This window comes from Sphingomonas panni, assembly GCF_022664435.1.
In the GTDB taxonomy this organism is placed as follows: Bacteria; Pseudomonadota; Alphaproteobacteria; order Sphingomonadales; family Sphingomonadaceae; genus Sphingomonas; species Sphingomonas panni.
The window spans coordinates 131,968-150,006 of sequence record NZ_JAKREU010000006.1; the positions used below are offsets into that span (position 1 = coordinate 131,968).

Consider the following 18,039-nt stretch of genomic DNA (forward strand, 5'->3'; position numbering starts at 1 on the left):
GGGGAGACCGGCATGACCGTCATCGATCGTCGGCGGTTGCTCGCCGCCATGCCATTCGTCTGGGCAGGGGCGGCGATGGCCGCGCCGCGCAATCTGGTGGATGCGCCCGGCTTCCTTGCCAGTCCCTTCACGCTGGGCGTCGCGTCGGGCGATCCCGATGCGCAGGGCTTCGTCCTGTGGACCCGGATCGCGCCCGAACCGCTGGAGCCGGGCGGGGGCATGGTTGCCGCTCCGGTACTGGTCCGCTGGGAAGTGGCGGAGGACCCTGGGTTCCGCCGCATCGCGCAGCGGGGCGACACGATCGCCCATCCCGAACTGGCGCATTCGGTCCATGTCGAGGTCGCCGGCCTCGCTCCGGCGCGTCCCTATTGGTATCGGTTCCTGTGCGGTGGCCATCGCAGCGCGACCGGGCGGGCCGCCACGCTGCCATTGCCCGACGCACGGCTCGACCGGCTGTCGTTCGTCGTCGCCGGCTGCCAGCATTATGAGGAGGGGCTGTACACCGCATGGCGGCACATCGCCGCCGAACCGGTCGATTTCGTGTTCCATTATGGCGACTATATCTATGAAGGCCCGGACCGTGGACCGCATCCACGCCGGATCGGCGGCCATGTCGTGACGCCTGTCCGCCGCCATATCGGCGGCGAGACATACGGCATCGACCAGTATCGGCTGCGCTACGCCCAGTATAAATCGGACCCCGATCTTCAGGCGGCCCATGCCGCGGCCCCGTGGTTCGTCAGCTTCGACGATCATGAGGTCGACAATAACTGGGCCGGCGATTGCGATCAGGACGGCACGCCGCCAGCGCTGTTCCTGCTGCGTCGCGCGATGGCGATGCAAGCCTATTACGAACATATGCCGCTGCGGGCGCGGTCGATGCCGGTCGACGGGCGGATGGCGATGTTCCGCGACGCGCGGTTCGGCGACCTGATGCACGCCTTCTTCCTCGATACCCGGCAATATCGATCGGACCAGGCACAGGGCGATGGCGATCTGGTGCAGGGACCGGAGGTGTTTTCCCCCGACCGTACGATGCTGGGCCACGTGCAGGAACGCTGGCTGTTCGACGGACTTGCCCGGTCGGAGGCCCGCTGGAACCTGATCGCGCAGCAGGTGCGGCTGATGGCAATGCACTATCGCCTGCCCGGCATCGCCGAACCGGTCGCGTCGATGGACCAGTGGACCGGCTATATGCACAGCCAGCGGGCGCTGTTGTCGCATATCGCCAACCATTGTCCCGGCAATGTGATGACGGTCAGCGGCGACGCGCATCGCCATTATGCCGGCGACCTGATCCACGATCAGGGCGATGGCCGGGTGATCTCCAGCGAATATTTGGCGACGTCGATCACGTCGGGCGGCGACGGGGTCGGCGATACCGACGATTTTACCCGCAACGTCCGCCGGCACACCCCGGCGATCAAGGCGATGACCGACCGGCGCGGCTACGTCCTGTGCAAGGTGAGCCGCGATGCCTTTCGTGGGGAGTTGAAGGTCCTCGACACGGTCGCGTCCCCCGGCGGCGTGCTGTCCGACTATGCGGTGTTCGTGTCCGAACGCGGCCGGCCGGGGCTGATCCCGGCCTGACCGGAACCCGTCAGCCATTCGCGCAACAGCATCGTCACCTCGCCCGACCGTTCCATGGGGGAGAGGTGGCCGCAATTGCGCAGGACGTGGAAGCGGGCACCGGGGATGCGATCCGCCAGCGCCCGCGCATCCTCCACCCGGCAGATGCGGTCGCGGTCGCCGACCGCGACCAGCGTCGGGACCCGCACCGCATCGATCGCCGCATCGAGGTCGGGCCGGGCGAGCAGCGCGCGCTGCTGCCGTTCGAACACGTCGGCACCGACCCGTTCGGCCATCGCCTGTACGGGGCCGCTGACGATCGGGGTCAGCATCGGATCGGCATGGGGCGCGGTGGCGAGCAGCCCCTGTTCGCCGACCGTGCGCGGCCGCATCGCCATGCTCGCGCGCGTCCCGAACAGCGCGACGCGCGCGATCCGGTCCGGCGCCTGCCGGATCATCTCCAGCGCGACATAGCCGCCGAGGCTGACCCCGGCCACCGCCATGCGCGGCGGGGCGTGCGCCAGCACCCGCGCGGCCATGGCGGCAAGGGTGTCGTCGACGGTCAGGTCGCCCAATTCGGGATGGGCGACATCGCCGAGGTCGACGACCTGCCGCGCCCAGAGTTGGCCGTCGCAGCCCATGGCGGGCAGCAGGACGAGCGGTATCGTTGACTGATTCATGGATGCTCCTGCAAGATCAGGCAAAGAGGGTCAGGACACCGCGCGCCGGATCGGTCAGTCCCTCGACGATCATCCGGCACGCGACATAGAGGATGACGGCAAGGCCGACATAGGCGACCCAGCGATAGCGCTCGATCACCCGCGCCAGCACGTTCGCCGCCACGCCCATCAGCGCGACCGACAGGATCAGCCCGATGGCGAGGATGCCGGGATGGTCCCGCGCCGCGCCCGCCACCGCCAGCACATTGTCGAGGCTCATCGACACATCGGCGACCGCGACGGCCCAGGCGGCACTGGCGAAGCTGCGCGGCGCGACCTGCACCACCGCATCCTCGCCCGCTTCGCCGCGCAGCTCGCGCCACATCTTCCACGCGACCCACACCAGCAGCAACCCGCCGGCGAAGACGAGACCGGTCACCTGCAGCAGCTGCGTGACCAGCAAGGCAAAGGCGACGCGCAGCAACAGCGCCGCGCCGACCCCGATCAGGATGACCTTGCGCCGCATGTCCGCCGGCAATCCCGCGGCCAGCGCGCCGACGACGATGGCGTTGTCGGCGGCCAGCATCACGTCGATCAGCACCACCTGTCCGAAGGCCGCGAGGGCGGAGGGGCTGCCGATATTGGCGAAATCGGTGACGATATGGTTCCAGAGTTCGACCACGCGCTCAGCTCACGAACGGAAAGGCGAGCACGACCATTCCGACCAGCGTCATCACGACGCAGACCACGGTCGCCGGGATCAGCGTGAACCGCTGGTGATCGGCGAGGTCGATCCCGGCCAGGCTGACCAGCAGATAGGTCGAGGGCACCAGCGGGCTGAGCAGATGGACCGGCTGTCCCATCAGCGACGCACGGGCGATCGCGATCGGCTCGACGCCGTAATGCGCGCCGGCCTCGGCCAGGATCGGCAGCATCCCGAAATAAAAGGCGTCGTTGGAAATGAAGAAGGTGAAGGGCAGGCTGAGCAGCGCGGTGATCGGCGCCATGTACGGCCCCATCGCCGGCGGGATGAAGCCGACGACCTCCTTGCTCATCGCCTCGACCATGCCGGTGCCCGACAGGATGCCGGTAAAGATGCCGGCGGCGAAGATCAGCGACACGACCGACAGGACGTTGCCGGCATGGGCGGCGATGCGTTCCTTCTGTTCGGCGACCTGCGGATAGTTGACGATCATCGCGATGGCGAAGGCCAGCATCATCAGCACCGACAGCGGCAACAGCCCGACGACCAGCCCGACGATCAGCGCCAGCGTCAGCGCGCCGTTGAACCAGCGCAGGTGATAGCGGCGCGCTTCCGGGAACTGCGACACGGCCATGCCGGTGAAGGCGGTCGGGCCGTTCGCCTTGACATGCCCGATGCGGCGGCGTTCCTTGCGGCCGAACCACACCGCCAGCGCGATCAGGAAGGCGAGGCCGGCGATCATGCCGGGGATCAGCGGCAGGAACAGCGTGGCCGGATCGAGCTTCAGCGCACTGGCGGCGCGCGCAGTCGGCCCGCCCCATGGTGTCAGGTTCATGACCCCGCTCGTCGACATCAACAGGCAGCAGAGATACAGCCGGTTCATGTCGTAGCGCTTGTAGAGCGGCAGCAGCGCCGCGATGGTGATGATATAGGTCGTGGAACCATCGCCATCGAGGCTGACGATCGCGCACAGCACCACCGTCCCGATCAGGATCAGCAACGGGTCGCCATGCACGACCTTCAGCAGCCGGTTGACCAGTGGATCGAACAGCCCGGTATCGGTCATGATCGAAAAGAACAGGATCGCGAACAACAGCATCACGCCGGTCGGCGCGAGGTTCTTGATCCCGTCGATCATCATGTCGCCCAGACCGCCGGCGAAACCGGCGAACAGGGCAAAGGCGGTGGGGACGGTAATCAGCGCGACCAGCGGGGTCATCCGCTTGGTCATGATGAGCGTCATGAAGGTGGCCACCATCAGGAAGCCGAGCAGCGCGAGGTTCATGGTTTGCTCCCGAAGGGGGGATCAGAAGGTGACGGCGACGCGGGTCATGACGGTCTGCCCGTCATCGGGGCCGACATAGGCGCCGGCGCGGTTGTCGGTGTTCCAGTGGACGACGTTGAACTGGAACCGGGTGAAGCTGTTGAGATACCAGTTGGCTCCCAGCGTCGCGGCCCAGCCCTGCCCACCGGTCAGCAGGTCAGAATAGTCGAGATTTTCGTAGCGCGCGGTCAGCTCGATCGCGCCGGGTCCGCCTTCGAAGATCGGGCGCAGCACCCTCGGCTGGCCGAAACTGCCCAGACGCGGGTTGTAGGGCGGCAGGTCGCCGGTGACGAACCATCCGCCCGACAGGCTCCAAGCCTTGCTGACGAAATCGGGACGACCGGCATCGAGGCGTGCGTGACGCTGCCCGGCTTCGCCCATCAGCCACACCGGGCCGACATAGCCGCCGAGTTCGAGACCGTAGCCGGTAGTGCCCGTCCCACCGGTCAGCGCGCCTGAAGACACGCGCAGCGCGCCGTTGAACCGCCCGCCGATCACCGTGTTGCGGGTCAGCGTCGTCGCACCGGCCGCAAGACCTTCGTCGAACCCCCAAAGCCCGAGATGCAGGACGCTGTTTCCGGTCTTGATCGGGTTCCAGTGCGCGCGCGCCAGCACGGTGCGGCTGTCATTGCCCGACTGGTTGCCGTCGATCCGGTCGCCGGTGACGGTCAGCGAGGCGTGTCCCGTCTTCCAGAACAGGCGCGGCATGATGCCGACGCCATAGAAGCCGCGCTGCGGGATGATCGCGGTCGACACCACGGTGCGTTCCATGAACGGCGTCGAATCCGATCCCGTCGATCCTTCGAACCCGCGATCGTTGAACAGGTGTCCGGCGCGGACGTCGTAATCGATGCCCGGCGCGATCCGGTTGCGCCAGCCGATGAACGCGGTGACGATGTCGACCTCATTCTCCGAAAAGTCGCTTTCGAACTGGTAGAAGAAATGCGTGCCCACCCCGCCTTCGAGGCCGAGGCGCAGTGCGCGCATCCCCGTGGTCGTGATGTTGCGTGCCGTATAGTCCGACCCGAAGGTCGAGCTGACATCGGTCAGGATGCGCCCGCGCGGCTTGAACGTGTAGATACCGTCGGCCGAATGGAACACGGGCAGGCCCGCGCCCCATTCGGTGGTGACGCCGGCGGCATTGGCCTGTCGTGCCTGCGCCACGTCGCGCTCGGCGGGGCCGGGCGGCACCAGTTGCGGCGCGAACGGGCTGGTGACGTTGCCGCCGGTCTGCGACGCGACCTGGACCGGGGGCGGCGCGACCGTCGCTGGCGCTGCGGGGGCGGCCGAAACGGCAGAGCTCGCCCCTTCCAGCCGGTCGAGCCGGGCGCGCAGCGTCGCGATTTCGGCGGCCTGCGCCCGGACCAGTTCGGCCAGTTCGGCGGCGCTCGGCGTCTGCGCCAGTGCCGGGGAGGCGGCGACCAGCGCGACCAGCGCGCAACCGCTATGGAACAGCTTCATCATTGGATTCCTTCGGAAAGGATCGCGCGCCAGTCGGCCAGGAAGCGGCGGCGCTTGATCGTATCGAGATTGACGAGAAGTTCGGGTCCGACGCGGATCGGTCGTTGCTGCTGCGCCGACAGGCGGGGCGCACGCACGTCGCTGCGCACCGGCAACAGCCATTGCTGCGCCAGCAGCGTCTGCCCGGTGCGGCTCAGGAGGAAATCGAGGAACAGCTTCGCCGCCGCCGGCCGCCAGGCGTCACGGGCGATGAAGGCGACGCGCGAGGCGACCAGCGTATAGTCGCGGGGAAAGACTACGCCGATCCGCGGGTCGCGCTTCGCGGCGGTCAGGGCATAGGGGCCGACCACGTTATAGGCGATGGCGATGCGCCCCTCGGCGACCGCCTCCAGCATCGGTTCGGTCGTCGGCGACAGCCAAGGCCGGGTCGCCGCCATTGCCTGTACCAGCGACCGCGTATCGCGGGTGATGGCATGGTCCTGCGTCAGGTAGAGATAGCCGACATTGGACCGTGCGGGGTCGTAGGTCGCGACCTTACCGGTCAGCGGCACCCGACCGGCGCGCAACAGCGCCTCGAACGCCTCATGCGTACGGGGCACGCGGCCGGGCGGGATCAGCCGGCGGTTATAGACGAAGGCGACCGGTTCGGCGGTAACGCCATAGCCCATGTTCTTCCACACCGCATTGGCGGGCAGGGCGGGCTTTTCCGGGCTTTGATAGGCTTGCGCATAGCCGTCGTTAATGAGCTTGGCCTGCAGATCCATGCCCGACGACCAGATGAGGTCCGCGCCCGGTGCCCGCGTGCGGGTCTCGACGACCACCCGGCGATAGATTTCGCGCGATTCGAGATCGTCGTACCGGACGGCGACCCCGGGATAGGCTCGCCGGAAGGCCGCGATCAGCGGGGCCATCGCCGTCGCATCGGCATTGCCATAGACGCGCACGCCGCCCTCGGCACGCGCCGCCGCGATCAGCGCGTCATAGGAGCGGGGATATCCCGCCGGGCGCTGCGCCGCCGCCGGCCCGGACAGGCCGACCAGTACGGCCAACAGGATCAGGAGATGTTTCATGCAAGTCCTCTCGCTTCCCGTCTCTCGGTTCGGGTAAGCACGGGACATGTCGTACCGCTCGAACCTGTCATCCGCCTTTCACCGCAGGGAAATTCGATGCGGATATTGATCGTGGAGGACGACGCGGCGCTGTTGCGCGGCATCGTCGCGCTGTTGCGCGGTGCGGGGCATGCGGTCGATCACGTCGCCGGGGGCGAGGACGCGTTGATGGTGTTGGCGGACGAACCCTATGCGCTCGTCGTTCTCGATGTCGGGCTGCCCGGTCTCGACGGCTTTGCCGTGTTGCAGGCGCTGCGGCGGCGCGGCGACAAGGTGCCGGTGCTGATGCTGACGGCCCGTGATGCGCTGGACGACCGGGTGCGCGGGCTGGACCTCGGTGCCGACGATTATCTGCGCAAGCCCTTCGCACCCGAGGAGCTGGAGGCGCGCATCCGGGCGCTGGGGCGGCGGCGCGGCGGCGATCCGACGCCGGAGCTGGTCATCGGCTCGCTCGTTCTCAACCGCTCGACCGGACAGGCGCAGGTTGCCGGCCGCCCGCTCGACCTGCGCCGGCGCGAATGGGCGGTGCTGGACGCGCTCGCCGCCCGCGCCGGGCAGATCGTGCCGCGCGAAACGCTGCAATCCGAAGTGTTCGGCTTCGACGAACCGGTCGGGCCGAATGCGATCGAGGTGAACATCACCCGGCTGCGCGGCAAGCTGGCGCCCGATGGTCCCGCGATCCGCACCGTGCGCGGCGTCGGCTATCTGCTCGATGCCGGTTGAAGGCTCTTTCGAGAATCCGCCCGACGGCGAATTCGGCACCGTGACGCAAGCACCCCGTGGTCGCGCGCTGGCGCTGCGCACGCGGCTGCTGGCAGCAATGCTCGCCCCGCTGCTCGGCATCGCGGTGCTGCTCGGGCTGGCCGGCGCGACGCTGATCGCCGATGTCGTGCGGCGGACCAACGACCGGGTGCTGGGCGGCGCATTGGGGGCGGTGGCGGAGACGGTGCAGGTCGAACGGGGCGAGGTGACGATGGACCTGCCGGCCGCCGCCTTCGGCATGTTGGAGAATAGCGAGCGCGACAATGTCTATTACCGGATCGCGGTCGGCGACCGCCTGCTGACCGGCTATGCCGACCTGTCCGCGCCGCGCATCGCCGACCTCGCGATCGATACCCCGCGCTTCCGCTATGCCAGCTATCGCGACCAGCCGATCCGCATCGCCGAGGTCCGCCGCGACCTGCCCCGCATCGACCGGCCGGTGATCGTGCAGGTCGCCGAGACGCTGGACGGCCGCCACGCGCTGCAACGCCGGCTGCTGGTCGCGCTGCTGCTGGGGGAGATATTGCTGGTCGGCGTCGCCATGCTGCTGATTCGCCCTGCGCTCGGTTGGAGCCTGCGTCCGCTCGCCCGGTTGCGGACCGCAGTGGCGGCGCGCGACACGCGCGCGACCCCCGACCTCTCGCCGCTCGACACCGGGCCGCTGCCGATCGAACTGGTGCCGCTCGCCGACGCGTTCGACCACCTTCTGGCCCGGCTCGACAATGCGACGGCCGGGATACGCCGCTTCACCGCCGACGCATCGCATCAGATGCGAACGCCGCTGGCCGTCCTGAAGGTACAGGTCGCGCTCGCCCGGCGCGGCGATCCGGGCGCGCTCGGCGAAATCGCGGATGCGGCCGACCGGCTCGAACGGCTCGTCACGCAACTTCTTGCCCTGGCCCGCGCCGATGAAGCAGGAGTCTCACCACCCCGTGAGCGGGTCGACCTGCGCGAGGTGGCCGTGGGGGTCATTGGCCGACGGATCGGGCAGGCGATCGAGGCGGGGGTCGACCTCCATCTCGATGCGCCGGAGGGGCCTGTCGTCATCGCGAGCCATCGCACGCTGCTGGTCGAGATTCTGTCGAACCTCGTCGACAATGCCATCCGCTACAACCGCAACGGCGGCATGGTCGCGATCGTCATCGGGGAGGACGCGGGAACGGTATCGATAGCGGTGGCCGATGACGGTCCCGGCCTGCCCGATGCCGATGTCGACCGGGTCGGCCAGCGCTTCCTGCGCCTGTCGACGAGCGCGGGGAAAGACGGCAGCGGGCTGGGCCTAGCCATCGTCCGCTCCGCAGTGCAGCGCCTCGGCGGGAATATCGACTTCCGTAACACGCAACCCGGCCTGCGCGTCACACTGCGGTTCTGATCGTGCGCCGTTGCGACCGGGCTTGCCGTGGCCATAGCCATAGTCATGACGTTGCGGGACAAGGCGGTCATAGTCGATGGACCGCTCGGGAGGGTGCAGGTCAGGCACCGGCAATCGAGGTTCACGTGATAGCGATACCAGGCTATATTCAGCCGTAAGTCGCTGATTCAGCAGCGACAGGGAGAGGGTTGGACATGCGCTTCAAGCTGGCACTGATTGCCGTTGCGACACTGGGCAACGCCGCGATGGCGCAGGATAGCAGGGAGCAGGCGCGTGCGATCGCGGGAGACCGTGTAGCCACCCCGCAACGGCTGGAATTGGTCGACATCCCCAAGCCGACGGGCAAGGCGGTCGCATTGTTCGACGGGCGAAGCCTCAATGGCTGGACCCCTTGGCTCGGCTATGCGGACCCGTCGGTCACCTATCAGGCAAGCCCGCCCATGAAGCCGGTCGGCGTAAGCCGGTCGACCGATGGCGATTTCGCGGTCCGATCGGTCGACGGCGCGCCGGCGCTATGGGTGAAAGGGCAGACCTGGGGAAGCCTGGTCCACGAGGCGGACCTACGCGACTATCACCTTCGGCTGCAATTTAAATGGGGATCGAGAACGTGGGCACCGCGTGAAAAGCAGCCACGCAACAATGGCTTGCTCTATCATACGCACGGGGCGCCGGGGGAGGTGTTCGGCACGTGGCGTCCATCGGCGGAGTTCGAGATCATGACCGGATCGACCGGCATGATCGTAGCCGTCGGCGGCAAGCTACGCGGTCATACCGACGTCGCTTTCGATCCGACGATCATCGCGCCGCATCTCCGGTTCGGGCTTGGCGGCCGGGAAGTCGACATCGTCAACGGCACGCCGACCTGGAATGCCGAAGCCGCCACCGATGCGGAGCGGCCGGTCGGCGAATGGAACACGCTGGACCTGTACGTCGTCGGCGATCGTGCGGTGCATGTCGTGAATGGCGTTCCCGTTGCCGAGGTGCGGGACCTGGCTACGATCGACGCCGACGGCGTACGACGGCCGCTGACGCACGGGAAGATTCAGTTGCAGTCCGAAGGGGCGGAGACGTGGTTTCGCCACATCACCGTCGAGCCGATTCGGACGCTTCCCCGGATCGTGGAAGCATCGGCGCAGTAGTCAGGAGGAGGGTGAGCGCGAGCCTGCAGCGTCCGATATCGGGGGCGCTGTGCTGCCTTGCGTCATTCGGCAACAGCCGGGCTTGCTCGCCGCCATTCGCCTCAATCCCAATTTGAATGTGGGAACAAACGGCTGGACCGAGAAGCGTCCGGCAAAGCTAAGTTGCTCCGTTATATGCAATAAATGAAAAAGTAATGGCGCACCCGGAGGGATTCGAACCCCCGACCAAGGAGGTAGAAGCTCCTTGCTCTATCCAGCTGAGCTACGGGTGCCCGCCGCTTCGTTAGCGTGCATTGCGGCAAAGCGGAACCGCTATCATAACGATGCCATGCACGAACCGTTCGACCAGACCCTCGACCGTATCGACGGCGGAACCGTATCGGGGCAGCATTTTCGCCATTTCGATCTGGTGATGGCGGCGTTCGTGACGATCCTGCTGCTGTCCAATATCATCGGTGCGGGAAAGGTGGCGGCGCTGGACGTCGGCGGTACGCCGTTCATGTTCGGGGCGGGCATCCTGTTCTTTCCGGTATCCTATGTCCTGGGCGACGTGCTGACCGAGGTCTATGGCTATGACCGGGCGCGGCGGTGCATTTGGGTCGGGTTCGCGGCGCTCCTCTTCATGGCATTCATGGCATGGGCGGTGGTCGCGATGCCGCCCGCCGCCGACTGGACGGGCCAAGGCGCCTATGAAGCGGTGTTCGGGCAGGTGCCGCGGATCGTCTTCGCGTCGATCGCAGCCTTCTGGGCGGGGGAGTTCGTCAACGCCTATGTCCTCGCCCGGATGAAGGTCTGGACACGGGGCAGGGCGCTGTGGACGCGGACGATCGGGTCGACGGTGGTGGGGCAGGCGGTCGACAGCGCGATCTTCTATCCGCTGGCGTTCCTGCATGTCTGGCCGACGCAGCAGGTGGCGACGGTGATGATCACCAACTGGGCGATGAAGGTCGCGTGGGAGATGGTGTTGACGCCGGTCACCTATGCCGTGGTCGGCTGGCTGAAGCGGCGCGAGGGCGTCGAGGTGTTCGATACCGCGACCGACTTCTCGCCCTTTGAGGGAGAGCGTCGGTCGCGGTGAGCGGCGTTCAGGCGCCGACCTTCGCCAGCAGCCCTTCGAACAGTGCGCGGCCGTCGCGCCCGCCATGGGCGGCTTCGATGCGGCGTTCGGGGTGGGGCATCATGCCCAGCACGTTGCCGGCATCGTTCACCAGGCCCGCAATGTCGCGCGCCGATCCGTTGACCGGTTCGGCATAGCGAAACGCGACCTGGCCCTCGCCCTCGATCCGGTCGAGCGTCGCGTCGTCGGCGGTGTAGTTGCCGTCATGATGCGCCACCGGCACCTTGATGGTGTCGCCCGACCGATAGCCGCTGGTAAAGGCCGAATGCGTGTCGCCGACCGTCAGCGCGACGTCGCGGCACACGAACGACAGCCCGCGATTGCGCATCAGCGCACCGGGCAGCAGACCGGCTTCGGTCAGGATCTGGAACCCGTTGCAGATGCCCAGTACCGGCAGCCCCTTGCCCGCCGCGTCGACCACCGCGCGCATCACGGGCGAGCGGGCCGCGATCGCGCCGGAGCGGAGATAATCGCCATAGGAAAAGCCGCCGGGCACGGCGATCAGGCCGATATCGTCGGGCAGGTCGGTGTCGCGGTGCCACACCATCGTCGGCGCGGTACCCGTGACCGATTCGAGTGCGACGGCGATGTCGCGGTCGCAATTCGATCCCGGAAAGACGATGACCGCGGTCTTCATGCCCGTTCGACCCGGTAGTTTTCGATGACCGTGTTGGCGAGCAGCTTGCGGCACATCGCGTCGATCGTCGCGTCGTCGGTGTCGTCCGCGACCTCCAGCTCGATCAGCTTGCCGACGCGCGCTTCGCCGACGCCCGCGAAGCCGAGCGAGGCGAGCGCATGTTCGATCGCCTTGCCCTGCGGATCGAGTACGCCGTTCTTGAGCGTCACGACGATGCGGAGTTTCATGGATAGCCCTCGACTGCACAGATAATGCGCGCGCTATGGCCCCGCGAACGTCCGGGCACAAGAGCATTGCCGCCCCGCGCCGGATTCGCTTGAGCAAGGCGTGTTGCGCCCCTATCACACCGGGCATGGACGATATCCCAACGCTTGCCCCGCTCGATCGCCGGTTCGTCAATGTCCTGCGCTGGCGGGGTGCCGTGCAGTCGCTGGCCTTGCTGGCGGTTGCCGTGGTGGTCGAACTGATCCTCGCCGACCAGGCATTGCCGAATGGGCTGGCCTGCGGGCCGGCATTGGCCATTGCGCTGTGGCTGACGTTCGTCGCACCGGCGCGCAAGTTCGCCCATTGGGGCTTCGCGCTCGACGACCGGGAATTGCAGGTTGCCCATGGTTGGCTGATGCGGGTCCATACCATCGTCCCGATCGGGCGGGTGCAGCATATCGACCTGGCGCAGGGGCCGATCGAGCGCGCCTGCGGCATCGCGACCGTCGTGCTGCATACCGCCGGCACCGACCATAGCCGCGTGGCGGTGCCCGGCCTGTCGCGCGAAGCGGCGGAAGGGGTGCGCGACCGCATCCGTGCCGCGATCGGCGCGTCGCCATGGTAAGCGGGAGCGATGCGGCGCGTCGGCTGCATCCCGGCACCATCGCGCTCAGGATCGTGGTGAAGGCGCCACAGAATGTCGCGGGGCTGGTCGCACTGTCGGCGGCGGCGTCGAAGGGCGGAGCGCTGGTGATGGCCGGGGTCGCCGCGCTGGTGCTGGTCGGGGCGGGGCTGGTGACGTGGCTGCGCTGGCGGTCATTCACCTATCGCATTGCCGACGGCGAACTGGTGATCGCCGACGGCATCCTGCACCGCAATCGCCGCTCGATCCCGTTCGAACGCATTCAGGACGTGTCGATCGACCAGAAGTTGCTGGCGCGCGTTTTCGGCTTGGCGCGCGTGCGGATCGAGACCGGCGGCGGGGAAGCGGACGAGGCCTCGCTCGACAGCGTGTCGCTGGCCGAAGCCGCGCGACTGCGTGCCGTGCTGCGTGGTCGCGATGCGCCGGCGGCGGCGGCGGCGGCGACGGAGGCGGTCCCGACGCGCGACATCGTCTTCGCCATGGATACGCGGCGCGTGTTGACCATGGGCCTGTTCGGCTTTTCGCTGGTGTGGGTCGGCGTGCTGTTCGCGGCGATCAATCAGCTGGGCGACGTGATCGGGCTCGACTGGAACGGCTGGCGCGATTGGGCGGGGATCGCCGGGCGTCAGGCGTGGGCGCTCGCAACGCCGCTCTTCGTGCTGCTCGCCGCCATCGCCGCGCTGACGGTCGGCGCGATCAGCGGGGTCGCGCGGACCTTCTTCATCGAACATGGCTTTCGGCTGGAGCGGGAGGGCACGCGCCTGCGCCGGGTGCGTGGCCTGACCACCCGGACCGAAGTCGTCGTCAGCCTGGCGCGCATTCAGCTGGCGCTGATCGAACGCGGGATGGTCAGCGGACGACTGGGCTGGTCGGGGCTGCGGTTGCAGACGCTGGGCGGCAGCGACGATGCCGGCGGGCGGCAGCAGGTCGCGCCCTTTGCGCGCGACGAAGAGGTGACGCGCGTGCTGGCGGCGGCCGGTTACCCGGCGTTCGATCCGCAGCCGCTGCGCCCTGTCGCGTTCGGGCATGTCGTGCGCATCGGGCTGTTGCGCGGCGGGCTGCCGCTTCTCGGCGTCCTTGCGATCAGCTGGTTCGTGCCGCTGGCGGCGTTGGCGCTCCTGCTGGTGCCGATTCCGGTGGTCGTCGCGCTGATGGCGCGGCGGCGGCATCGGTACGCCATCGTCGGCGACACATTGCAGGTGACGCGCGGCGTGTTGTCGAAACAGGCGTGGATCGTGCCGCTCCGCCATATCCAGAGCGTGTCGGTAACCCGTTCGCCGCTGCAACGGCTGCTCGGCGTCGCAACGGTCAGGGTCGACACGGCTGGTGCGAAGGGAATGGGGCGGCCGGATGTGTCCGACCTCGCGGTAGGAGATGCCTATCCGCTGGCGCGGGCGCTGCTGGCAGTTGGGTCGGGCATGAACGCGTCTGGCATCCCACGGCACCCCGAAAGCCTCCGCTGAGCATACGCCGCCGGTGCCGTAGCCGGCCCCGGCCATTGTCGGCGCATCGGTCTGCGGCTGCTACTCCCGCGTTGCGGCCGGCGAGGCGGTCGGCACAGGATCGCTCCGCCGCCGCACCCCGGTCAGCGGCGCGGTGGGCTGGATCGGGTCCGGCCGGACGGTCGCGGGTGCAACGGCCGGTGGGGGCGGCGGCGCGCCGCGGCGCATACAATCGACGGCGCGGCGCGGCACCTGCTGGCAATTCCATAGCCGGCGTTCCAGCGGCACCGCGCGGTCGCGGTAATAGGCGAACGACATCGTCTCGACTGCCGCCTGTTCGCTCGCGGCCGCCGCCTGCGCCGGGACCGCCGTCTTGTCACGCCAGCCGATAAACTTGCACCGCACCCGGTCACCGCAGGCCGCTACCGCCAACGCGGGCCAGCTGTCCGGCGGTCCCGCGCTATCGAGCGCGACGAGGAAGGTGTCGGGATCGTCGCTGCTGGGGCGCGGCACCGATCCGCCCGCGAACCGACCGGTCAGCATTCCGGCTTCCTGTTCGACCGCCAGCACTTCGGGCAGCTTGTGGACGTCGGAATAGGGCGTGAGCTGCATGATGCGCGGTTCCTCGTCGCCCGCGCGCTGGCGGAACGCGCCGGGCGTGCCCCACCATCCGGCCCAGCGGAAGAAGAGATGCGTGTCGACCGCCGCGATCTTCGACAGGCTCGACTGCCAATAGGGCACGACCCAGTCGGTATGATAATGGGTGGCGTAGCCGACCGGTGCATAGACGCTGCCCGACAGTGCCGCCGCCGCCACCTGCCGTGCACGTTCCCAGAAGGCGTCGGGATATCTGCGGGTAAGTGCTCCGTCGCAGGTGAAGGTGAACTGGCAACCGGTGCGCCGCTCCGATCCCTGAAACACCACGCCGCATATGCTCGCCGGAAAGGCGGGATGGCGCGCGCGGTTCAGCACGACCTGTGCCACCGCGCGCTGGCCCTTGGTATCGTCGCCTGCTTCGTACAGCACGGCGGCGGCAAGGCAGTCGGTGGCGCGCGCTCGGTTCTCGGCATCGCCGGCGAAGCGGAACGGGCGTGCGGCGGGGTTGGGGCCATCGAAAAAAGGCACGGTCGCGTTGAAGGCGCGCGCTTCATCGGGGGGCAGGTTGCGGAACTCGGCCGGTTCGACCGGGGGTGGGGGAATCGTCGGACCGGCGGCACGACCGACAGTGGCGCGTTGGCCCTGCGCCATGCGAGGCTCGACGCGAACCGCCGGCGCGCGTTCGACGATCAGCGCGGGCACGACGGCGGCCGCGACCGACAGCACGACCAGCACGCCATCGAGTGCGGTCGATCCGGTGCGCATGGCGTTTCGTGTCGGTGCTACGTCCAGCGGCATGTTTGCCAAAAATTTTCCGTTCGGTTCGAGCAGCTTCGAGCTTGTCGAGAAGCGTCTGTCGAGAACGTCACGCCGGTGGCGCCTTCTCGACTACGGATCTCGACAAGCTCGATCCTCCGCTCGAAGCGAACGGAGGGGGTTATGGGATATGCTTACTGCTCCGGCAGGAAGTCCGGCACCGACAGATAACGCTCGCCGGTGTCGTAGTTGAAGCCCAGCACGCGCACGCCATCGGGCAGGTCGGGCAGCTTTTGCAGGATCGCCGCCAGCGTCGCGCCCGATGAAATGCCGACCAGCATTCCTTCCTCGCGGGCCGAGCGTCGCGCCATGTCCTTGGCCACCGCCGCATCCACCTTGATGACGCCGTCGATCGCGCGGGTGTGGAGGTTGGCCGGCACGAAGCCCGCGCCGATGCCCTGGATCGGGTGCGGGCCGGGCTGTCCGCCCGAGATGACCGGCGAGAGTTCGGGTTCGACCGCGAACACCTTCAGGTTCGGCCACTTCTCCTTCAGCGCCTCGGCGACGCCGGTGATGTGGCCGCCGGTGCCGACACCAGTGATGATGACGTCGATGGGACTGTCGGCGAAGTCGCGCAGGATTTCCTGCGCCGTGGTGCGTACATGGACGTCGACATTCGCCGGGTTTTCGAACTGCTGCGGAATCCACGCATCGGGCGTTTCGGCGGCCAGTTCATGTGCGCGTTCGATCGCGCCCTTCATCCCCTTCTCACGGGGCGTCAGGTCGAAGGTCGCACCATAGGCGAGCATCAGGCGACGCCGCTCGATGCTCATGCTTTCGGGCATGACCAGGATCAGCTTGTAGCCCTTGACCGCCGCGACCATCGCCAGCCCGACGCCGGTATTGCCACTGGTCGGTTCGATGATCGTGCCGCCGGGCTTCAGGTCGCCCGACGCTTCCGCCGCCTCGATCATGGCCAGGGCGATGCGGTCCTTGATCGACCCGCCGGGGTTGGAGCGTTCGGACTTGATCCACACCTCGGCATCGCCGAACAGCCGGCGGACGCGGACGTGCGGCGTATTCCCGATGGTTTGCAGGATGGTATCGGCCTTCATGGCTGTGTCTCCTTGGGGATGACTTCCAAATCTTCGGGTGGCGTAAAGCTCCGCGCGGCGCGCAGTTCGGGGAACAGGCGCGACCACAGCATCGTAACGCCGATCGCCAGCACGCCGCCCCCGGCGACCGCAATCACCGGGCCGACCAGTGCCGCAAGGAAGCCGGAGCGTGCCTCGCCCAGTTCGTTCGAACCCGACACGAACAGCGTCGACACCGCGCCGACCCGCCCGCGCATCGCATCGGGCGTGTGCAACTGGATCAGCGATTGCCGGACATAGACCGACACCATGTCGGTCGCCCCGACCACGAACAGCGAAACGAGCGCCAGGATCGCGGCCGGCGCGAAATCGCTGCCGATCGCCGAGGGGCCGAACACCGGAATCAGCAGCGGCGCGGACAGGCCGAACAGCGCGGTCGCCGCGCCGAAGCCCATCACCGACAGCAGCATCTTGGCCCCGACATCCTTCGACAGCGGCTTCACGGCAAAGACGGCAGCCACCGCCACCGCGCCCAAAGCCGGGGCGGCGCGCAAATGGCCCAGCCCGTCCGCGCCGATCTGCAGAATGTCGCGCGCATAGATCGGCAGCATCGCCGTCGCACCGCCCAGCAGCACCGCGAACAGGTCGAGCGAGATCGCGCCGAACACCAGACGGTTGCGACGGACATAGGACAGGCCGTCGAGCATCTGCCGCCACGGGTTCATGTTGCCGGTGATCGCCGCGCGCGGGATCGGCGGGATCAGGAACAGCATGACGAGGCCGAACAGGAACAGTCCGGCCGACACCGCATAGGGCAGGTAATGGCCGAAGGCGTAGAGATAGCCGCCCATCGCCGGCCCCAGCACCGACCCGCCCTGCCACGCGATCGAACTCATCGCGATCGCGGTCGGCAGCACCGCGGGTGGCACCAGATTGGGGGCGAGCGCCTGCAACGCCGGCCCGGCAAAGGCACGCGCGACGCCCAGCATCGCCGCGACGAAGAACAGCCAGGGCAGGGTGATCGCGCCGCTATAGGTCAGCCATGCCAGCAGCAGGGCACAGCCGCCCTCAAGCGCCACCGACCCGCGCGCGATCCAGCGCCGGTCGACGCGGTCCGCGACCCAGCCCGCGACCAGCGAGAGCACCAGCAGCGGAAAAAACTGTGCAACGCCGATCAGGCCCAGCTGAAACGCCGACTCCTTGATCGTCATCGTCTCACGCGCGATGTCGTACACCTGCCAGCCGATGACCACGACCATCGCGATCTGTGCCAGCGTGTTCGACAGGCGCGCGAGGAAATAGGCGCGGAACGGCGCGATCGACAGCGGGTGGGGCGTGGCACTCATCGGTGGGGGTTTAGGTCCGAGGAACGGCCGGGGCAATGCAGATCGGCTTTGGGGGTATTGGGTGGTGGCTTGTTCCCCGAACCGTCACCCCCGCGCAGACGGGGG

General features: G+C 67.9%; 17 protein-coding genes and 1 tRNA gene. 7 read left to right on the forward strand and 11 right to left on the reverse strand.

Annotated features, from left to right (window positions below):
* Positions 1-12 precede the first annotated feature (12 nt).
* Complete coding sequence (locus tag MF609_RS12910) at positions 13-1,590, forward strand: alkaline phosphatase D family protein (RefSeq protein WP_242416703.1); 1,578 nt, start codon at positions 13-15, stop codon at positions 1,588-1,590.
* Here MF609_RS12910 and MF609_RS12915 read toward each other — a convergent pair.
* From MF609_RS12915 to MF609_RS12935, 5 genes are read right to left on the reverse strand one after another with little or no spacing between them, the layout of a single operon-like run.
* Positions 1,539-2,249, reverse strand: a complete 711-nt coding sequence (locus MF609_RS12915) for an alpha/beta fold hydrolase (protein ID WP_242416704.1) — start codon at positions 2,247-2,249, stop codon at positions 1,539-1,541. The two genes, MF609_RS12910 and MF609_RS12915, sit on opposite strands and share 52 nt — an antisense overlap.
* 16 nt (positions 2,250-2,265) lie before the next feature.
* Positions 2,266-2,910, reverse strand: coding sequence for a YjbE family putative metal transport protein (locus MF609_RS12920; RefSeq protein ID WP_242416705.1), 645 nt, complete (start codon positions 2,908-2,910; stop codon positions 2,266-2,268).
* A 4-nt stretch (positions 2,911-2,914) separates the two neighbouring features.
* Positions 2,915-4,216 carry a CitMHS family transporter gene (locus MF609_RS12925; protein WP_242416706.1) on the reverse strand — a complete coding sequence of 434 codons (1,302 nt, stop codon included), beginning with the start codon at positions 4,214-4,216 and terminating at the stop codon, positions 2,915-2,917.
* Between the two features lie 21 nt (positions 4,217-4,237).
* A complete protein-coding gene (locus MF609_RS12930; RefSeq protein ID WP_242416707.1) occupies positions 4,238-5,719 on the reverse strand; it encodes an OprO/OprP family phosphate-selective porin in 1,482 nt (493 codons plus the stop codon).
* Positions 5,716-6,786 (reverse strand): ABC transporter substrate-binding protein, encoded by a 1,071-nt coding sequence (locus MF609_RS12935; RefSeq protein ID WP_242416708.1) that lies wholly within the window; start codon positions 6,784-6,786, stop codon positions 5,716-5,718. Before MF609_RS12935 ends, MF609_RS12930 begins: the two co-directional genes overlap by 4 nt.
* Positions 6,787-6,882: 96 nt before the next feature.
* Here MF609_RS12935 and MF609_RS12940 point away from each other — a divergent pair, with 96 nt between their 5' ends.
* The 3 genes from MF609_RS12940 to MF609_RS12950 all read left to right on the forward strand — a co-directional run bounded on the left by MF609_RS12940 (position 6,883) and on the right by MF609_RS12950 (position 10,098).
* On the forward strand, positions 6,883-7,548 hold the full coding sequence (locus MF609_RS12940) for a response regulator (RefSeq protein WP_242416709.1): 666 nt from the start codon (positions 6,883-6,885) through the stop codon (positions 7,546-7,548).
* Positions 7,549-7,588: 40 nt separating this feature from the next.
* Positions 7,589-8,959 (forward strand): sensor histidine kinase, encoded by a 1,371-nt coding sequence (locus MF609_RS12945; protein WP_336944602.1) that lies wholly within the window; start codon positions 7,589-7,591, stop codon positions 8,957-8,959.
* Positions 8,960-9,153: 194 nt separating this feature from the next.
* The gene (locus MF609_RS12950; protein ID WP_242416710.1) at positions 9,154-10,098 is read left to right on the forward strand and encodes a 3-keto-disaccharide hydrolase; all 945 of its coding nucleotides are present in this window, start codon (positions 9,154-9,156) and stop codon (positions 10,096-10,098) included.
* Positions 10,099-10,293: 195 nt separating this feature from the next.
* On the opposite strand, the gene MF609_RS12955 is transcribed toward MF609_RS12950, so the two are convergent.
* Positions 10,294-10,370, reverse strand: a tRNA-Arg gene (locus MF609_RS12955).
* Positions 10,371-10,426: 56 nt separating this feature from the next.
* Between MF609_RS12955 and MF609_RS12960 the strand changes: the two genes are divergently transcribed.
* Positions 10,427-11,176 (forward strand): queuosine precursor transporter, encoded by a 750-nt coding sequence (locus MF609_RS12960; RefSeq protein WP_242416711.1) that lies wholly within the window; start codon positions 10,427-10,429, stop codon positions 11,174-11,176.
* A gap of 7 nt (positions 11,177-11,183) precedes the next feature.
* Here MF609_RS12960 and purQ read toward each other — a convergent pair whose 3' ends face one another.
* Both purQ and purS read right to left on the reverse strand, forming a co-directional pair.
* Positions 11,184-11,852 carry a phosphoribosylformylglycinamidine synthase subunit PurQ gene (gene purQ, locus MF609_RS12965; protein WP_242416712.1) on the reverse strand — a complete coding sequence of 223 codons (669 nt, stop codon included), beginning with the start codon at positions 11,850-11,852 and terminating at the stop codon, positions 11,184-11,186.
* Complete coding sequence (gene purS / locus MF609_RS12970; protein ID WP_066686659.1) at positions 11,849-12,079, reverse strand: phosphoribosylformylglycinamidine synthase subunit PurS; 231 nt, start codon at positions 12,077-12,079, stop codon at positions 11,849-11,851. The genes purQ and purS overlap by 4 nt, the downstream gene beginning before the upstream one ends.
* 125 nt (positions 12,080-12,204) lie before the next feature.
* Here purS and MF609_RS12975 point away from each other — a divergent pair, with 125 nt between their 5' ends.
* Together MF609_RS12975 and MF609_RS12980 are read left to right on the forward strand one after the other, a co-directional pair.
* On the forward strand, positions 12,205-12,681 hold the full coding sequence (locus MF609_RS12975; RefSeq protein ID WP_242416713.1) for a PH domain-containing protein: 477 nt from the start codon (positions 12,205-12,207) through the stop codon (positions 12,679-12,681).
* On the forward strand, positions 12,675-14,162 hold the full coding sequence (locus MF609_RS12980) for a PH domain-containing protein (RefSeq protein WP_242416714.1): 1,488 nt from the start codon (positions 12,675-12,677) through the stop codon (positions 14,160-14,162). The genes MF609_RS12975 and MF609_RS12980 overlap by 7 nt, the downstream gene beginning before the upstream one ends.
* 60 nt (positions 14,163-14,222) lie before the next feature.
* Here the strand turns inward: MF609_RS12980 and MF609_RS12985 are convergent, their stop codons facing one another.
* The 3 genes from MF609_RS12985 to MF609_RS12995 form a co-directional block, all read right to left on the reverse strand.
* Positions 14,223-15,536 carry a cell wall hydrolase gene (locus tag MF609_RS12985; protein WP_242416715.1) on the reverse strand — a complete coding sequence of 438 codons (1,314 nt, stop codon included), beginning with the start codon at positions 15,534-15,536 and terminating at the stop codon, positions 14,223-14,225.
* 152 nt (positions 15,537-15,688) lie between these two features.
* The gene (cysK, locus tag MF609_RS12990) at positions 15,689-16,609 is read right to left on the reverse strand and encodes a cysteine synthase A (RefSeq protein WP_242416716.1); all 921 of its coding nucleotides are present in this window, start codon (positions 16,607-16,609) and stop codon (positions 15,689-15,691) included.
* Positions 16,606-17,934, reverse strand: a complete 1,329-nt coding sequence (locus MF609_RS12995; protein ID WP_242416717.1) for an MFS transporter — start codon at positions 17,932-17,934, stop codon at positions 16,606-16,608. The genes cysK and MF609_RS12995 overlap by 4 nt, the downstream gene beginning before the upstream one ends.
* Positions 17,935-18,039: the final 105 nt, after the last annotated feature.

Coding starts and splice junctions, on each gene's coding strand:
- MF609_RS12910 (WP_242416703.1), top strand. CDS start 13: ATGACCGTCATCGATCGTCGGCGGTTGCTCGCCGCCATGCCATTCGTC.
- MF609_RS12915 (WP_242416704.1), bottom strand. CDS start 2,249: ATGAATCAGTCAACGATACCGCTCGTCCTGCTGCCCGCCATGGGCTGC.
- MF609_RS12925 (WP_242416706.1), bottom strand. CDS start 4,216: ATGAACCTCGCGCTGCTCGGCTTCCTGATGGTGGCCACCTTCATGACG.
- MF609_RS12930 (WP_242416707.1), bottom strand. CDS start 5,719: ATGATGAAGCTGTTCCATAGCGGTTGCGCGCTGGTCGCGCTGGTCGCC.
- MF609_RS12935 (WP_242416708.1), bottom strand. CDS start 6,786: ATGAAACATCTCCTGATCCTGTTGGCCGTACTGGTCGGCCTGTCCGGG.
- MF609_RS12940 (WP_242416709.1), top strand. CDS start 6,883: ATGCGGATATTGATCGTGGAGGACGACGCGGCGCTGTTGCGCGGCATC.
- MF609_RS12950 (WP_242416710.1), top strand. CDS start 9,154: ATGCGCTTCAAGCTGGCACTGATTGCCGTTGCGACACTGGGCAACGCC.
- MF609_RS12960 (WP_242416711.1), top strand. CDS start 10,427: ATGCACGAACCGTTCGACCAGACCCTCGACCGTATCGACGGCGGAACC.
- purQ (WP_242416712.1), bottom strand. CDS start 11,852: ATGAAGACCGCGGTCATCGTCTTTCCGGGATCGAATTGCGACCGCGAC.
- purS (WP_066686659.1), bottom strand. CDS start 12,079: ATGAAACTCCGCATCGTCGTGACGCTCAAGAACGGCGTACTCGATCCG.
- MF609_RS12975 (WP_242416713.1), top strand. CDS start 12,205: ATGGACGATATCCCAACGCTTGCCCCGCTCGATCGCCGGTTCGTCAAT.
- MF609_RS12980 (WP_242416714.1), top strand. CDS start 12,675: ATGGTAAGCGGGAGCGATGCGGCGCGTCGGCTGCATCCCGGCACCATC.
- MF609_RS12985 (WP_242416715.1), bottom strand. CDS start 15,536: ATGCCGCTGGACGTAGCACCGACACGAAACGCCATGCGCACCGGATCG.
- cysK (WP_242416716.1), bottom strand. CDS start 16,609: ATGAAGGCCGATACCATCCTGCAAACCATCGGGAATACGCCGCACGTC.
- MF609_RS12995 (WP_242416717.1), bottom strand. CDS start 17,934: ATGAGTGCCACGCCCCACCCGCTGTCGATCGCGCCGTTCCGCGCCTAT.